Raw genomic sequence first — 17,148 nt, forward strand, 5'->3', positions numbered from 1 at the left:
ATTTATTACTCATTTCATTGTATATCATTAATACAACGTTTATGAAATTTATATCAAATAAACTTCTACTCATTATAGCTATTTTCGTAGTTAGCCCTTTGTTTATTCAATTCCTTAAACCTTCTCAAAAAACTGAACAGTGATTACTACAAAAAAAGATGACGGACCGTCATCTTTTTTCTTATAGGACTTAGACAGATATTGCGATAGAATCATCATCGATTCACTTCTCCATATACCTCATTCAACATGTCCTCCATAATGTACGACTTAAATTCATCGTTCTCTAAAATCTTCATAAAGAACTCCTGATTGCTACTCATTCGGTCGATAACAAAATTCATAAATGTTTTTTCGAAAGCAAATTTGAAGTTTTCTTTTGTATTGTTTTTCGCTTTCTGACGGAGATCATCATCATTCAACATGTCCTCTTTCACTTGTTCACGAGAAAGAAAATCTGTTTCTGTAAATTGTGTACCAAAGCGCTCATTTAACTTTTCTAATACGCTTGATAATCGCACCTTCTCATCTTCAGTTACACCACCAGCGCCATGCTTCTGTGGATCAAGTTCAATGCCTCCCGTTTTTTCCAGCTCGATGCTTCCTTCGAATACCTTTTGATTGCGATAGTATTCAAGTGCGATATCATCAGCTAAATAAACGTCCTTATCACCAGTTGTACGAGGTAGTTTGCGCAACAAGTATGTTAAATAAATATATTGTTTGTGTAAGCATAGATCAATAAATGTTACAACTTGTAGCACGAAACTATACGTACGAATAAATTTTGTTGCAGCTTGTTTAAAATCAACCTGTTCTTCTTCTGAAAGCTTTTTATATCGCTCTACACCTTTGTCAAGAATTGCATTTAACTCTGTTTGCGCCCTAGTTGACTTTTTCACGCCGTCTGTTACTTCAAGTTCATTAACCCTTTGCACCTCATCTTCTTTAAATACTTGATGAGGCTCGATGTCAGCCTGCATATCATAAAGGATATTTGGGTCCGTAATTTCAGATAGGCTTGTTGATTCGTAATATGGTTGGAACGAAGCTTTCATAACCTCTGGTTCATTTACAAAATCGAGTACGAATGTGTCCTCTTTACCTGGGCAAGTACGATTTAAACGAGATAGGGTTTGCACCGCTTTAATACCACTTAATGGCTTGTCTACATACATCGTATGCAACAGTGGTTCATCAAATCCCGTTTGATATTTCTCAGCTACAAGCAATACTTTGAATTCATCAGAATTGAATTTATCAGGTAGCTCTTTTTCAGAGAAACTGTTCATGTCCGGCTCCGTATAATCTATTCCACCGTCTTTTACAGTACCTGAGAATGCCACAACTGTTTTTAAATCGTGATATCCCTTTTCATGAATATATTTATCAAAAGCAATTTTATAACGTACTGCATGTAAACGGCTTGCTGTCACGACCATTGCCTTGGCACGTCCACCAATTTTCCGCTGTACAAAATTCCGATAATGTTCAATGATAATTTCTGTTTTTTGTTCAATGCTGTGCGGATGCAATGAAACGTATTGAGCAAGCTTTTTGGTGGCTTGCTTCTTCGATACCTCCGGATCATCATCGACAGTCTTGGCAATTTTCCAGAACGTTTTATACGTTGTGTAATTTTCAAGTACATCTAAAATAAACCCTTCTTCAATTGCTTGACGCATTGTGTATTGATGAAAGGCCTCTGGCTTACCATCAATACCAACTGTACCAAACTTCTCTAACGTCTTGGGCTTTGGAGTCGCTGTAAATGCAAAAAACGATACGTTATCCTGTTTCCCACTTTTCAAAATGGCTTCTACAATTTTCTCGTCTACATCAACTAAGTTTTCTTCGGCAATCCGGTCTTCCTCATATGCTGCTTCTAACGTCTTATCTGATAGAACATTTGTTAACGCAGTAGATGCTTTACCACCTTGAGATGAATGCGCTTCGTCGATAATAACTGCATATTTTTTTCGCTCTAAACCTGCTACTTTCTCCAAAATAAATGGGAACTTTTGGAGTGTTGTAATAATAATGCGTGTTTCACTATTAATAGCACGTGCTAATTGCTCTGAGTTTTTATCGACTGGTTCGACCATTCCTGCTTTATGCTCTAACTGATACACTGCGTCTTGCAATTGCTTATCTAACACTCGGCGATCGGTAATCACAATCACACTACTAAAGATCGATTCATTTTCCTCGTTATGTAGCTTAGCTAAACGGTGTGCAAGCCATGAGATCGAGTTCGTCTTGCCCGATCCCGCAGAGTGCTGAATTAAATAATTATGACCGACAAGCTTTTGTGCAACATCTGCTTCTAACTTACGTACAACATCAAGCTGATGGAAACGGGGGAAAATGAGCATTTGACGCTCACCAATCGTTTCACCGTTTGAATCTTTAATGTCGTCTTTCTTAATAAAGATAAAGCGATATAAAATATCGAGCAAGCTATCTGGAGCTAAAATTTCTTCCCATAAATAATGAGTACGATAATTGTCACCATAAGTTAATGGATTACCTTTACCACCATTATTGCCTTTGTTAAATGGTAGGAAGTAGGTTTTGCCTTTATCAAGCTTTGTTGTCATAAATACTTCATCTGGGTCAACTGCAAAGTAGACAGCAACACGCTCATTAAATTTAAATAGCTGCTCACGTGGATCACGATCATTCTTTAATTGTTTCATCGCATCTTCAACTGTTTGGTTTGTTAATGGATTTTTCAGTTCCATCACTACAAGTGGTAAACCGTTTAAAAACAGCACCATATCTAAGCTATTTTTATGCTTATCACTGTAAAACACTTGGCGAGCAACATTAAAACGGTTTTTCCTATACTGCTCATTTAATGTTTTATTCATATCGGTGGGAGGCTGATTATACGCAAGTTGTAATGTGACACCACGGTCTTTAATCCCTTTACGTAAACATTCAATCAAACCTTGTTTATGTAGCTGATCTTTAATGCGCTTTAATACTTGTTCTTGATAAGTAGGACCATACGATTTTTCTAACGTACGCATCCGCTTTTCTTGCGTATCTTCTAAAAATGCAAATAGCTCTTCAACATCAATCGCATGCTGTTTGAAAGAGCTACTTGCCTCACCTTCTAACACACGTTTTTTATAGCCATTCGCGATTAATGCTAATTCGATATTTGTCTCAAAACCTGTCTCTGTAGTATCGATCGCCATTACCATTCACCTCACTTCATCAAGTTCCATATCACGTACGTCGATTTTGCCTGTTACTGCTTCGTAGATCAGGGATTGGCGGTATTCTTTTAGTTTTTCGATTTGATTTTTAATAAGAGTTATACTTTCTTCAATCGCTACAGTTTTTTTCTTTAAATAAGATGCTATTTCTTCTTGTTCCTCTAATGAAGGTAGTAAAACAGTAAAATTTCTTAATAAGCCCTGTGATAATGATGCTCTTGTTACAAGATTCATTTCCTTAACAAAGTAGCGCTTACCTAATGCACTTCTAAAATAAAATCTTGCAAATCTTGGACTTAAACGATTTGTAATCGGTCTAAAACGGATTAAAAAACCTGCAAATGTTGCTTCATTAATTGTTTCAAAACATGTTGAAGCTATTCCAATTTCATCGATAGTTTCTGAAGTACGTGTGAAAAATACGTCACCATACTCAACTGAATAAAGTTTCTTATCTTTTTCAGTAGCATTAACTAATCCGCTAGCCACTTTAGGTAAAACTTCATTTTTATATACATCACCATAACTAATAAATGGCGAACCAAAACCAAATTCATCAGAAGATTTACTGATACCATTTTGCAAACGTCCTAAATACCCAACCTTGCTAAGATCCCAATGCTCAGGAATATCACCAATCCACTCAACACCTGAATTTTTCATTTTCACATTCGAATTTAAACCTTTTGTAACAGCTTCTGTGATAATTGATTGACGTTGTTGTTCTAATAAATCTATTAATTTATTTTTAGATATTATTAAATCATTGATTTTTTTATCTTTTTTGGACAAAAATTTTGATATTATTCGCTGCTCTTCTAAATTTGAGGGGATTTTTATTTCTAAGTTTTTTACATCTTCAGTTGTGACTGCCTCAAATGTACTTCCCTTAACTAATGTTAATAATCTAGAATTAGCCTCTATTAATCCATACCATAAATAGTCCCTATCTACATCATCCTTAGGAGTTATCGAACAAAGACCTCGCCCTATAACATACTTTTGGTCTGACAAATTCAATGACCCAACTGGAGCACGAACAGACATTAAAATATCATTAGGCATAGAAAATTTATTTGCTTTAACACAATAATTTACAGGAATGGGGTGTGATTCACCAAACTCTGCCTTCCCCTGTAAAAAAGGTGTCCCTACGCCTTCTTGATTCACACTCTCTTGTTCTGGTGATTGTCCCATGTTAATACGAGAAATATACTTTAACTTGATTCTCATCCCATCACCTTCTTCAACTGCTCAGCAATCTCCACTTCTAATGTACGAATCTCGTCCATAATTTCTGCTGAGCTGCGTAATGCTGTGTATTTGTAGAATTGGCGAGTGAATGGAATTTCATAGCCGATTTTTGTTTTTGTTTCATCAATCCATGCATCTGGTACATGTGGTAATACTTCACGTGCAAAATAGTCATGAATGTTTTCTTTTAACGGGACGTTTTCTGTATCACGTAAATCCGTATCTGGTTCGATGTCTGTTTTATTTTTCATACACATATCGGCTGTTTCATCTTTTTCGGATAGACCAGCTAAAATTGCTTTTAATACAGGTGCTCCAATAGTAACACCTGCTTGCTTCAATGCATCTTTTAGTACTTTCGTGAACTCGTCACGATTTTTATATACTGTATCGCTTTCTAACGTGCGTAAAACATATAAAATTTGCGTTTGCAGCTTCTTACCTTCTTCAATTTCAAAGTGACCTGCATCGCCTTTTTTCTTCGTTATTGCTAAGTTCTCAAAGCCTTTTTGCTCTACAACACGTGCCAAGCGCTCTTCTTTGACTTGGAAGTTTAAACGTAATGGACGTTCTACTGTAATTTTCGAATAACCAAAGTCTTCATTCTCAAAAATCTTCACGTACTCGTTTGGCTGTGCATCGCCGTATAAACGAACAATCTCGTTAATTTGCTCTTCTGTAATTTCGTTCCGTTTGCTCCCCATCGACTTTTTCATTTTTTTCGAGAAGTCTACGGCATTGACTAACCGTACTTTCCCTTTATAAAGAGGTGCTTTATTGTTTGTTAAAATCCAAATGTACGTTGCAATGCCTGTGTTGTAGAAAAGATCGTTCGGTAATGCTACAATACCTTCTACTAAATCGTTTTCAAGCACATACCTTCGAATTTCACTTTCACCAGAACCTGCATCACCTGTAAATAACGGCGAACCATTCATAATAATGGCTAAACGGGAGCCTTGTGGATTTTCTGCTGTGACTGGTTTCATTTTTGATATTAAGTGCATGAGGAATAATAGCTGCCCGTCACTTGTACGAGGTGTACCAGGTCCGAAACGACCATCAAAACCTTGTTTCTCATGTTCGTTTTTAATCGCCTTTTCATACGATTTCCAGTCCACTCCGTACGGTGGATTTGAAATTAAGTAATCAAATGTATCATGTGGGAATTGATCGTTTGATAACGTGTTTCCTAAACGAATGTTACGTGCATCTTCACCTTTAATAAGTAGGTCTGCTTTACAAATTGCATAGGATTCAGGGTTAATCTCTTGGCCGAAGAATTCTAAATGTGCTGTTGGATTTTGATTAAGTAAATATTCTTGCGCAACTGAACCCATGCCACCTGTACCAGCTGCACAGTCATACAACGTTTGTGTTAAACCTGGTTTCGTTAAAATACTCGCATCATCATGTAAAAATAACAAATGTGTCATTAAACGAATAACTTCACGTGGCGTGTAATGATCTCCTGCTTCTGCATACTCGTTAAAACGACGAATTAGTTCCTCAAATACATAACCCATCTCAATGTTTGAAACTGTTTCTGGATGTAAATCAATTTCACTAAAACGTTTAATCGTTAAGTATAATAAGTCATTTTGATTAAGTTTATCGATTTGGCGATCGAAGTCAAAGTGCTCCATGATATCACGAGCCACTTTTGAGAAACCATTTATATAGTCACGTAAGTTATCAGCGATATTATCAGCGTCTGTTAATAGCTTGTTAAAATCATACTTACTTATGTTGTGAAAGTTTTGCTTAGAAACACGATTTAAAATCTGCTCACGTGCTTCATCTGTCATATTTGGATACTGCTCTGCTTTCACTAACACTTCTTCTTTTGTGCTTTCTAATACGCAGTCAAAACGGCGTAATACAGCTAATGGCAAAATAATTTCACCATAGTCTTCTGGCTTATATGGCCCACGTAAAATCTCTGCAATTGACCAAATGAAGCTTACTTTATCTTGGAAGTTGATCATGTTATGTACCTCATTCTAAATTTATTTTCTCGATAATAATTCTTGTAAAAATAATGCAATATTACATTCAATTATAAATGTTCCAACAACAAAACGTAACTGCAAAAAATAGAAACTTTAACCAAAGACATTGGAACTGGTAACTCTTCAGGCCAACCTGATATAAAGAACACTTATTATTTGATTGCTCTCTACATTGTAAATTTTATAAATCACCGACAATAGAAAAAAGCCAAAACCCTTAATATGAAAGGACTTTGACCTCATTGATTTCCTTCGAAATCATATGTATGGAGACGGTGGGAGTCGAACCCACGTCCAGAGACATCGATTACTTAAGCGTCTACGAGCGTAGTCAACATATTTTGTGTTCACTCATCCTCATGCCTGCTGACGGGCGCTTGGAGAGCTAGTCTGATGGATCTCTTCTTACGTCCTCAGACGGAAACGTAAGCGTAGCCTACTTCATTGGGCTCCTCACAGACACATAGGCGATGTCAGGAAGAGCTCGCTGCGCTTATTAGGCAGCTAGTGCTAAGTTTTGGTTAAAACTTTTAGTTTTGCCAGTTACATTTAAGTGCGTGTTAACGAGATCGCCTCTCGGCTCGCAGCCTAAGCTCGAACCATCCCTGTCGAATCCGTAACGTCCCCTTGTAAAAGGGATATACGGGATGGAAGTTCAGCTTCACTGCTTCCGTATATAACTATTATAACAATCTCACTGCTCGAAACAACTGGTGGTTTCTGTCAAAACAGCGATGATTGTTTACTGCATAACATATTGTAGCATAATGCTTCCGCTCTCAGCAAGCCATCAGCATCAGGCTAGAATTGCTTTTGACGATCGCGGAAGGCACGTTCGATTTCACGTTTTGCATCTTTTTTCTTCAGATCTTCACGCTTATCGTATTTCTTCTTCCCTTTTCCGATTCCGATCAGCACTTTGGCAAAGCCATTTTTCAAATAGAGTTTCAGAGGCACAAGTGAATAGCCTTCTTCCTTCGTCGCACCAATCAATTTGCTGATTTGCTTGCGATGAAGAAGCAGCTTTCTCGTTCTCAGTGGATCATGGTTATAACGGTTCCCCTGCTCGTATGGGCTCACATGCATGTTGTGAAGGAACACTTCTCCTCGCTCGATTTTGGCAAAGGAATCTTTTAAATTCACTTTTCCAGCACGAATCGATTTGATTTCAGTTCCTTGCAACACAAGACCAGCTTCATACGTTTCTTCTATAAAGTAATCATGATTTGCTTTTTTGTTTTGGGAAACAACCTTTCCCTCTCCCTTTGGCATTGGCGTACACCCTCCTTTTGACACAAACACGGTCCAAATCGTACGGATTATTTTATCAAACAATCCAGCTTTCGACAATGCTGACGCCATGTGGTCAAAAAGCAAATAGAGCGTGATGCCCTATTTGCTTTTTGGCACGTTACTTTTTCTTTTTGCGTTTTTGTTTCGGTGCGTTTTCAAATACGCGTTTTTTCTTTTTCTTCTTTTTACGGCTTGTGAACCAGTCACTTCCGCTTTTATCCTCTTTGCCTTTTTCCCCAGAGGCTTTTTGACCTCCACGGCCTTTTTTCGCTGGTGGATCTGTTCGTTTTTTGAACTTGAAATCTTTTGGTGATTTACGGCGAGTGCCCTTCATACCTACGATTTCAAAATCAATTGAGTGCTCATCTTTATTGACATTCACGACTTTGACAGTGATTTCGTCACCGATACGGTAGACATTCCCTGTACGTTCACCGATCATGGCAAAGTGCTGTTCATCAAAGCGATAGTAGTCGTCAGTCATGTAGCTGACATGGACAAGACCTTCTATCGTATTCGGCAGTTCAACGAATAGTCCAAAGTTCGTCACGGAACTAATCATGCCATCAAACTCTTCACCGATTTTATCTAGCATAAACTCTGCCTTTTTCAGGTCATCTGTTTCACGCTCTGCATCGACTGAGCGGCGCTCCATTGTAGATGCATGATCTGCGATTTCAGGCAGCAGCTGGCCCCACTTTTCTAAGGTCGCTTCATCTGTCTTTTTCTGAATCAAATAGGTTCTAATCAATCTATGCACGATTAAATCCGGGTAACGGCGGATCGGTGATGTGAAGTGTGTATAGAATTCCGTTGATAATCCAAAATGGCCAATGCTTTCTGGATCATACTTCGCCTGTTTCATAGAGCGAAGCATCACAGTTTGAATGACGACTTCTTCTGGTTGATCCCTGACAGCATCGAGGACACTTTGAAGTGCACGCGGGTGAATGTTCGTTGACGTCCCTTTCACAATGTAACCAAACGTCGTCACGAACTCTAAAAAGCGCTGAAGTTTCTCAGGATTTGGTTCTTCGTGAATTCGGTAAATGAACGGAACATTCATCCAGTGGAAATGCTCGGCAACCGTTTCGTTTGCAACAAGCATGAATTCTTCAATTAATTTCTCTGCAACGGAACGCTCACGAATGACAACGTCTTTCGCAGCGCCTTCATCATCTACAAGTACTTTTGCTTCCTTGAAGTCAAAGTCTACAGCTCCACGCTCCATTCGTTTGTCACGAAGAATCTCTGCAAGCTTCTCCATCTCTTGGAACATCGGCACTAGCGGCTCATATTTATTTAGAAGCTCTTCATCTTGGTCGACTAAAATCTTATTCACATCGGAATAGGTCATTCTCTCCGTCGTTTTGATCACACTTTGGAAAATCTCATGTTTGACGACTTTCCCGTTACGATCAATAACCATTTCACAAGACAGGGTGAGACGATCAACCTTTGGATTTAATGAACAAATACCGTTTGACAAACGATGCGGAATCATCGGAATGACGCGGTCGACGAGATAGACACTCGTTCCACGTTCATAAGCTTCCTGATCAATCGGAGAATTCTCTGTAACATAATGAGAAACGTCTGCAATGTGCACGCCAAGCTTATATTTGCCATCATCCAGCTTTTGCACAGTTACGGCATCATCTAAGTCCTTTGCATCTGCACCGTCAATCGTCACAATCGTTTCATTGCGCAAGTCGCGTCTTCCTTCAAGGTCTTTTTCATCAATCGTTTCCGGTGTGTCTACTGCCTGCTGAAGTGCTTCTTCTGGGAACTCACCTGGCAGACCGTGTTTATGAATGATCGACAAAATGTCAATGCCAGGGTCATTTTTATGACCGAGGATTTCAGTCACTTCACCCTCTGCACTCATTCTTCCTTCAGGGTAGCTTGTCAGCGTCACAACGACTTTATGACCTTCGACCGCACCGTTTTTAGCGGATTTCGGAATGAAGATATCGTTTGTGATTTTTTTATCATCAGGAATGACAAAGCCAAAGCTTTTCGTTTCTGTATAGGTACCGACAACCGTCTGAGTATTACGCTCGAGAATACGGATGACCGTTCCTTCTTTTTTCGTGCCGTTTGATTTGTGGCTGACACGAACCATGACGGTATCGCCATTCATCGCTGTACCTAATTCATTTGGCGGAATGAAAATATCATCCTGTCCAAACTCTTCAGGCGTTACAAATGCAAATCCTTTTGCATGAGCAGACAGCTTTCCTTTTACCAAATTCATTTTTTCTGGTACACCGTAACGGTCGCTGCGCGTGCGAACGATGAGTCCTTGATCCTCCAGCGTCACAAGTGCTTTGACGAGCTCTTTATAATCATCAGGATTGGTAATCTCCATCATGACTTCCAGCTCTTGAACAGTTAACGGTTTATATGCTTCTTCTTTCATAAAAGCGAGTAATTCATCCATAAATTCTTCTTTTTGCACACTCTAACCCCCTATATATTTAAATTGACCAATCAAGTGATTCTAAGAATGCATAGACATCCTGATGAACCTTCTCCCGCTCTTTATCAAGCGTGATGACATGGCCTGATTCTTCATACCATTTCAAATGCTTATCATCTGTCTCTACTTCGTTATAAATGATATTCGCACTGTCTGTATTAATCATATGATCGTGACGTGCCTGCACAACAAAAGTAGGTGAATAGATCATGTCGACATTGTTTCTGACATCTGCAATCAGTTCTTGCAGGCTCCTCAGTGTATCCATTGGTGTTTTCTTGAACGCTTCCATTTCTTGTTCAATTTGGTCCTCTGACTTACCCTCAAATTTCTTATAGTTACGGGCATAATCTAGTACACCCTGGTACATGACTTCTTCACTTTTTATGTACATAGGTGCACACATAGGTACAATTCCCTTTACAGGTACAGTGTAACCTAATTTCAATGAAAAAACTCCTCCGAGGGATAGTCCGCAAACTGCAATCTCCTCATAGCCCTCATCTTTTAAGAATTGATAGCCTTCTTCTACATCTTTCCACCAGTCAGCCGGGCCTGTATGGACAAGCTCTTCTGGCGGCACACCGTGTCCTTTATATTGAGGTGCATGGCATGTATATCCTCTTTCGTTCAAATAACGGCCAAGCATTCGAACATCGGCTGTATTCCCAGTAAAACCGTGAAGAAGAAGCACCGCCTTTTCTCCACCTTTAAACGTAAATGGTTTTGGTGTAACAACTTTCATGATGTGACTTCCTTTCCTTCTGATATGGTTTATATTTTCCACTTGTATGTATGAAACAAACACAAAAGAGTGCTGATAATAAAAAAAGGTCTGAAAAAAGATCAGACCTTCTGTTACTCGCGCTTTACACGCCTAAATATGCCAATGCAAGTGTTAAGATGAAGAAAAGCACTGACAAAATAACCGTTAATCGGTGAAGAATCAAGTCAAGGCCTCTCGCTTTTTGCTTACCGAAAAGCTGCTCGGCTCCACCTGAAATAGCGCCTGACAGTCCAGCACTTTTACTTGATTGTAGTAATACAACGATGATAAGTGCGATACTGACAATTACGAGTAATGTGATAACAAATGCGTGCATGAAAACACCTCCAGACAAACTGGTACACATAACTTTATTTTACATGAAAACAAGGTGCATGTCACGAAACATCAAAATAAAGATTTCCTATATATTGTCGACTTGATTCGTTATTTTGATACAATTTCGTTCCAAAGTGCTGGCTGCAGCATTTTTATATGCAATTTTTCGGTTAAAATCACATTTTAATGAGTTGCTTCTTCCTTCAATAGCTGTTTTAATTCTACTAACAAACGTTCAGCTCCTTCAGGACTCAGCATCACGCTCCCATTTCCATAGCTTTTGTTGTACTTCGTCACTTGTCCCGTTAACAGGCAGCTCTTATCTGCATCATATTTTTTCAGCATAATGGTTTGATCTTCAATGAAAATTTCTAACAGCTGCTCTTCTTTAATATTGAGTACCTTGCGCATTTCTGAGGGCAGAACAATTCTGCCGAGAGAATCAATGTGTCTGACCATCCCAGTCCTTTTCAATGACATTTCCTCCTTGATGATGATATCATTTATTGACTTTTGTCAATATCTTCATAGTAAAATAGATCTTCAAATTTTTTATCAAAGTAATGAATCATTTTGCCAATGACAAGCTGTCCTGGTTTTCGGTGACCATTTAATACCCTGCTAAGTGTGGCAGGAGAGATGCCAATTTCATCAGCGAGCTGATTTAACGACATATCGTTCTCGATCATATACTGCATGACAAAAGCCCGCCTGATCTGAATCTTTTCGACCATCATTACAACCTCCTATGGAATCATTATGTACAACATGTAAGGCTCTCACATCAAGCAGATTCATTAACTTATGTCAACACTTTTACCCCTCTGCTATTTCCTTTGGTCAATGATCATACTAAAATAAGTCATATACTGAAATGTGAGGTTCGATGTCATGAATCACTTTGGTGAACAATTACGCATTTTAAGAGAAAATAGAAAAATGTCGGTCAATCAGCTTGCCATGTATTCAGGTGTAAGCGCTGCTGGTATTTCTCGTATTGAAAATGGAAAGCGCGGTGTGCCAAAGCCTTTAACCATAAAAAAATTAGCACACGCCTTGAAGGTGCCTTATGAGGATTTAATGCTGCTTGCCGGTCATATTGAACAGGAACAAGTTCATGAAATGAAACCGAAATATGAGTCCATGTTAAAAATCTATCAAACGGCGCTTCAAAAGGATGTAGAACATCTCCCCATTTTTGACGGAGACAAATGGGAAAGGCTCTCCGCACAAGACATCAGCCAGCTGAATGAATACTTTCTCACGCTCATCGACCAAAAAAAGGCGAACAAATAGCGGGGCATAAACCTAATGTACATCCACCATTAACTAATGTCAATATTTTCATGGTGTGCTTATTGCCAATAGTCAACAAATCAAGTAAAATAGACATATCGAATCTATAACCATGTGAGGTTTTGCGTTGATGAACTTTGGTGCATATTTAAGAGCATTACGTGAGGAAAAGAAGCTGTCGGTGAACCAATTAGCGATGTATTCTGAGGTCAGCGCTGCCGGTATATCTCGTATTGAAAACGGGAAACGCGGCATTCCGAAACCTCCTACGATTAAAAAGCTAGCTGGTGCGTTAAAGGTACCTTATGAAGACATGATGCAGGCTGCGGGCTATATTGAGGAGGCCTCTTCTGTCCATCTGCACGATGAAGATGATCTTGCTTTATCCAAAATAAAGGAAGCCGCAGCGCAATATGAACTTGATGATCTCGAAATATTTGATGGTGACATATGGTCAACCCTTTCGAAAAAAGAAATAGAGGACCTCAACCGCTATTTGTTATTTATGTTAAACAGCCGGTCGTCCTCATAAATGTTTTCATCATTGACAAGCTTTTTGCGCCGATTTATGACAGATTTACGGTATAATGGGTTCAGATTGGAGTGAAGAAAGATGAATCAATCTGACATGTGCCCGCGGTTTGAAAAAGCAGTTGAGTTATTGAGTAAACGCTGGGTGGCACTGATTGTTTTTCAGCTTCTCTCAGGTCAGCAGCGCTTTAGTGAAATTGAGGCGGCTCTGACAAATTTAAGCGGAAGAGTTTTATCTGAGAGATTAAAAGAGCTGGAGGCAGCAGGTATTGTAAAACGGGAGGTTTTTGCTGAAACACCCGTGCGCATTGAGTATTCTTTAACAGATATGGGGCGTTCACTTGCACCCGTTTTTGAGGAAATTGCGAAGTGGTCCTCTGACTGGATCACGCTTGAATCATAAAATACCAGCATGCGAACCGCCTGATCATCATAAAACAACCTCCCTTACAGATGTAAGGGAGGTTTGCTTAAGCAGATGTGATGTTTTTTTCAGCTAACGCTTTTCTTTCCTTTTTCTTGTTTGTCGGGCTTAAATAGCGTTCGAGCCAGCCCATGACAAGGTCAGCCATAATAGCCATGAGTGCAGTTGGAATCGCACCTGCTAAAATGATAGCTGTTCCGTTTGTGGCGTTTGATCCTCTGATGATGATATCACCAAGTCCTCCCGCGCCCACAAATGTTCCAATCGCTGTAATACCGATGGCAATGACCAGTGCGGTTCTTAAACCAGCCATAATGACTGATAAAGCAAGCGGTAATTCAACCATTCTCAGCACTTGCCATTTCGTCATGCCCATCGCTTTACCTGATTCTAAATAAGCATGTTCAATGCTCACAATGCCCGTATACGTGTTTCTGATGATCGGCAGAAGCGAATACAGAAAGAGTGATAGGATGACTGTATTTGCGCCAAGTCCTAATACAAGCATCAATACGGAAAGCATCGCTAATGCCGGTATCGTTTGAATGACGTTGGTAACGGCGAAGATCCAATTGCTCAGTTTGCGGTAATGCGCGACAAAGATGCCTACTGGAATCCCGACAATCGCCGCAAATAACACCCCATACGCCGACATGAGAAAATGGCGATAAAATTCTTCTAACACATATGACCCGTTCTGCTGATAATACGTCCATAATTGCTGCAGTGTGTCCATCAGCCGTGACACCTCCCCATCTTACTCAAAGTAATTGTGTTTTTTCAGGAAATTCTTCGCAACGGTTGCTGGTTCTTGAAGCTCCCCGTCGACTTGATAGTTCAGCTCTTGCATTTGTTCTGTATCAATTTTTCCGATCAGCCTGTTGATCACCTTATCAAGCCCTGGATTTTCTTTTAAGACTTTCTCCGGGACTACTGGTGATGCATCATACGGCGGGAAGAACCGTTTATCATCTTTTAAGATTTTAAGGTTATAGGCCTTGATTCGTCCATCTGTTGAATAGGCAAGCACAATATCCATTTTTTCATTCTTTAGAGCATCATAGACTAAACCAATCTGCATCGGATACGTGCTGCCAAATTTGATTCCGTATGTTTTCACGAACCCGTCATAGCCGTCGCCTTTCTTTTTGAGCCAAATATTATCGACACCAAATCGGTAATTGTTCGCATTCTTTTTTAAATCAGATACCGTTTCTAACTTGTTTTCCTTCGCCATCTTCTGCGTCACAGCAAAGGCATACGTATTATCAAATCCATAAGAATCAAACCATTTGTAATCGTAGCGTTTTTTAAATTCTTTTTGGACGATCTCCATCGCACGCTCTGGGTCTTTTTCCGCATCCATTCCAAGCGTACTTGTTAAATCCGTGCCTGAATATCTTGTCGCAGAAATGTCGACATCTCCGTTTTCCATTGCTTTCTGCTGCACAGTGTTGGAGCCTAGGTTTTTCACAATGGTCGTCTTTTTATCTGTGTAATGTTCGATCATATCGCCAACCATATAGGCCATAATTTCTGATTCGGTAAAGTTTTGTGCTCCAATTCGTAGCGTGCCCCCTGAGGAGCCGGCTAGTCCAGGAAGTGAACAGCCGCTTATCAATAGCAAACATCCTGCAAGCAGTGCACTGATCCATTTTGTTTTTCGATTCTTCACATAAGCCAACTCCTTATGAAACTTCCTTCAATCCTTTTAAGCCTTCTGGTGTTACTTTTTTCTCCAGCTTCATTAATGAAAGGTCGATGATGACTGCTAAAATTGTGACTGGTATCGCACCCGCAATAATAAATTCCGGCTGATACAGCTGAAGTCCAATCAAAATGTAGTCACCTAGACCGCCTCCACCGATAAAGGCTGCAAGTGTTGTCCAGCCAATCAAATAAATCGTTGACGTTCTGACACCTGCCATAATGACCGGTACAGCAAGCGGGAGTTCAACAAGACGAATTTGTTCCCATGTTGTCATCCCGATTCCTTTACCGGATTCAAGCAAGTTTTTGTTCACACCTTGGACCCCGGCATACGTATTTCTTAAAATAGGTAAAACCGAATAGAAAAAGAGAGCAACAATTGCAGGTATTTTCCCAACCCCCAAAATAGGAATAAAAAAGGCAAGAATCGCTAAACTAGGGAGTGTTTGAAAGATATTCACGATACCGATGATAAAACCTGCGCCTCGCTTCATTCGGGTGAGTACCACACCTAAAGGAACGGCAACGATAATACCAAGCACAACAGCAATTAAGGAAATATATAAATGCTCCCACATTTTTGTGAGGAGTTCCCCACCATTTTTCTCTAGAAAGTCGATGATTTGATCCATGTGTACACCTCCCTTACTTCATTTCAGTGACAGCCGCCGGCGTATCGTCTCCCCAAATGGAGTCGTACACAACATCTACAAGACTTGCTCGTGTCACAATGCCTTTTAAGTGTCCTTCTGCATCCACAACCGGTACATATTTAATGCCGCGTATTAAGATTTTCCGGACAGTGTCTCTTAGAAGTGCCCCTTCTTGTACGGTATAGAACTCTGTATTTAAAATATCACCGACGAAAGCTGCTTTTCTGCGGTTCGCATCGATTGTTTCAATATCGATATAGCCTTTTAGCACATGATGTTCATCTACTACAAGCAAGGAATCGACCCGCTTTTCTCTCATGATGTAGATGGCATCTGTTAATGTTTTTTCAACTGTAATGGTGACTGGTGACGTGTTCATCATTTGTTCTACACGTTCCATATTCGGATTCGATTGAAGCAGACGTTCTTTCCCGATGAATTCTTCTACGAATTCGTTGGCTGGGTTCCGCAGAATATCGTCAGGCGTACCTACTTGGACAATCTCTCCATCTTTTAAAATCACAATTCGATCAGCTAGTTTAATGGCTTCATCCATGTCATGTGTGACGAATACGATGGTTTTATTTAACGTTTTTTGCAGTTTCTTAAATTCTTCCTGCAATGAATCTCGTGTGATTGGATCAAGTGCGCCAAACGGTTCATCCATGAGGATCAGAGGGGGTTCCGCTGCTAGTGCGCGAAGAACACCGATGCGCTGCTGCTGTCCTCCGCTGAGTTCATGAGGGTAGCGCTCTAAATATTCCGGTCCCATGTCGACAAGCTTCAGCAGTTCACGTGCCCGTTCTTTTCGTTTTTCTTCCGGCCATTTTAACAGCTTCGGAACAAGTGAAATGTTTTGTGCGATGGTCATATGGGGGAACAGTCCAATTTGCTGAATCACGTAGCCAATTTCTCTTCTTAATTGAACTGGATCTTTTTTCATAATGTTTTCTCCCTCGATGAAGATTTTTCCTGAGGAAGGTTCGATGAGTCGGTTAATCATCTTCATGGTTGTTGTCTTACCACAGCCACTCGGTCCAATAAAACAAATAAATTCTCCTTTTGCTATTTCTAAATCAATATTTTTGACAGCTTTTTTTCCGCCTTTATACGTCTTAGATACATTCTCTAGTTTCAGCAAATGAGACACCTCCATTAGTC

16 protein-coding genes and 1 other RNA gene are annotated in these 17,148 nt (G+C 39.7%); 3 read left to right on the top strand and 14 right to left on the bottom strand.

Going from position 1 to position 17,148, the window contains the following annotated elements; translation table 11 throughout:
* Nucleotides 1-215: 215 nt before the first annotated feature.
* From NSS76_RS15935 to NSS76_RS15980, 10 genes are all read right to left on the bottom strand, one after another.
* Entirely contained in the window at nt 216-3,206 is a 2,991-nt protein-coding gene (locus NSS76_RS15935) for a type I restriction endonuclease subunit R (RefSeq protein WP_341082441.1), read from the bottom strand.
* 6 nt (nt 3,207-3,212) lie between these two features.
* Complete coding sequence (locus tag NSS76_RS15940) at nt 3,213-4,460, bottom strand: restriction endonuclease subunit S (protein ID WP_341082442.1); 1,248 nt, start codon at nt 4,458-4,460, stop codon at nt 3,213-3,215.
* Nucleotides 4,457-6,469, bottom strand: coding sequence for a type I restriction-modification system subunit M (locus NSS76_RS15945; RefSeq protein WP_341082443.1), 2,013 nt, complete (start codon nt 6,467-6,469; stop codon nt 4,457-4,459). The genes NSS76_RS15940 and NSS76_RS15945 overlap by 4 nt, the downstream gene beginning before the upstream one ends.
* 288 nt (nt 6,470-6,757) lie before the next feature.
* Nucleotides 6,758-7,120, bottom strand: a transfer-messenger RNA (tmRNA) gene (gene ssrA / locus NSS76_RS15950).
* 174 nt (nt 7,121-7,294) lie between these two features.
* Nucleotides 7,295-7,765, bottom strand: coding sequence for an SsrA-binding protein SmpB (gene smpB, locus NSS76_RS15955; RefSeq protein WP_012011279.1), 471 nt, complete (start codon nt 7,763-7,765; stop codon nt 7,295-7,297).
* Nucleotides 7,766-7,904: 139 nt separating this feature from the next.
* Nucleotides 7,905-10,247 (bottom strand): ribonuclease R, encoded by a 2,343-nt coding sequence (gene rnr / locus NSS76_RS15960; RefSeq protein WP_024426057.1) that lies wholly within the window; start codon nt 10,245-10,247, stop codon nt 7,905-7,907.
* A gap of 19 nt (nt 10,248-10,266) precedes the next feature.
* A complete protein-coding gene (locus tag NSS76_RS15965; protein ID WP_024423480.1) occupies nt 10,267-11,013 on the bottom strand; it encodes an alpha/beta hydrolase in 747 nt (248 codons plus the stop codon).
* A gap of 124 nt (nt 11,014-11,137) precedes the next feature.
* On the bottom strand, nt 11,138-11,371 hold the full coding sequence (gene secG, locus NSS76_RS15970) for a preprotein translocase subunit SecG (protein ID WP_003212746.1): 234 nt from the start codon (nt 11,369-11,371) through the stop codon (nt 11,138-11,140).
* A 185-nt stretch (nt 11,372-11,556) separates the two neighbouring features.
* The gene (locus NSS76_RS15975; RefSeq protein ID WP_024426058.1) at nt 11,557-11,847 is read right to left on the bottom strand and encodes an AbrB/MazE/SpoVT family DNA-binding domain-containing protein; all 291 of its coding nucleotides are present in this window, start codon (nt 11,845-11,847) and stop codon (nt 11,557-11,559) included.
* Between the two features lie 29 nt (nt 11,848-11,876).
* Entirely contained in the window at nt 11,877-12,110 is a 234-nt protein-coding gene (locus NSS76_RS15980) for a helix-turn-helix domain-containing protein (protein WP_024426059.1), read from the bottom strand.
* A 154-nt stretch (nt 12,111-12,264) separates the two neighbouring features.
* On the opposite strand from NSS76_RS15980, the gene NSS76_RS15985 reads away from it, so the two are divergent.
* The 3 genes from NSS76_RS15985 to NSS76_RS15995 all read left to right on the top strand — a co-directional run bounded on the left by NSS76_RS15985 (nt 12,265) and on the right by NSS76_RS15995 (nt 13,603).
* The gene (locus tag NSS76_RS15985; RefSeq protein ID WP_024426060.1) at nt 12,265-12,669 is read left to right on the top strand and encodes a helix-turn-helix domain-containing protein; all 405 of its coding nucleotides are present in this window, start codon (nt 12,265-12,267) and stop codon (nt 12,667-12,669) included.
* Between the two features lie 130 nt (nt 12,670-12,799).
* Nucleotides 12,800-13,201, top strand: coding sequence for a helix-turn-helix domain-containing protein (locus NSS76_RS15990; RefSeq protein WP_308280978.1), 402 nt, complete (start codon nt 12,800-12,802; stop codon nt 13,199-13,201).
* Between the two features lie 81 nt (nt 13,202-13,282).
* The gene (locus NSS76_RS15995) at nt 13,283-13,603 is read left to right on the top strand and encodes a winged helix-turn-helix transcriptional regulator (protein WP_073207472.1); all 321 of its coding nucleotides are present in this window, start codon (nt 13,283-13,285) and stop codon (nt 13,601-13,603) included.
* Between the two features lie 67 nt (nt 13,604-13,670).
* Here the strand turns inward: NSS76_RS15995 and NSS76_RS16000 are convergent, their stop codons facing one another.
* Genes NSS76_RS16000 through NSS76_RS16015 form a run of 4 tightly spaced genes read right to left on the bottom strand, consistent with a single transcriptional unit; the run spans nt 13,671 to nt 17,128 of the window.
* Entirely contained in the window at nt 13,671-14,360 is a 690-nt protein-coding gene (locus NSS76_RS16000) for an ABC transporter permease (RefSeq protein WP_024423486.1), read from the bottom strand.
* Between the two features lie 21 nt (nt 14,361-14,381).
* Nucleotides 14,382-15,299, bottom strand: coding sequence for an osmoprotectant ABC transporter substrate-binding protein (locus NSS76_RS16005; RefSeq protein WP_041107821.1), 918 nt, complete (start codon nt 15,297-15,299; stop codon nt 14,382-14,384).
* A 13-nt stretch (nt 15,300-15,312) separates the two neighbouring features.
* The gene (locus NSS76_RS16010) at nt 15,313-15,966 is read right to left on the bottom strand and encodes an ABC transporter permease (RefSeq protein ID WP_025094045.1); all 654 of its coding nucleotides are present in this window, start codon (nt 15,964-15,966) and stop codon (nt 15,313-15,315) included.
* Nucleotides 15,967-15,979: 13 nt separating this feature from the next.
* A complete protein-coding gene (locus tag NSS76_RS16015; RefSeq protein ID WP_041115647.1) occupies nt 15,980-17,128 on the bottom strand; it encodes a betaine/proline/choline family ABC transporter ATP-binding protein in 1,149 nt (382 codons plus the stop codon).
* Nucleotides 17,129-17,148: the final 20 nt, after the last annotated feature.

Origin of the sequence: Bacillus sp. FSL R5-0654, assembly GCF_038008745.1 — a bacterium.
GTDB lineage: Bacteria > Bacillota > Bacilli > Bacillales > Bacillaceae > Bacillus > Bacillus safensis.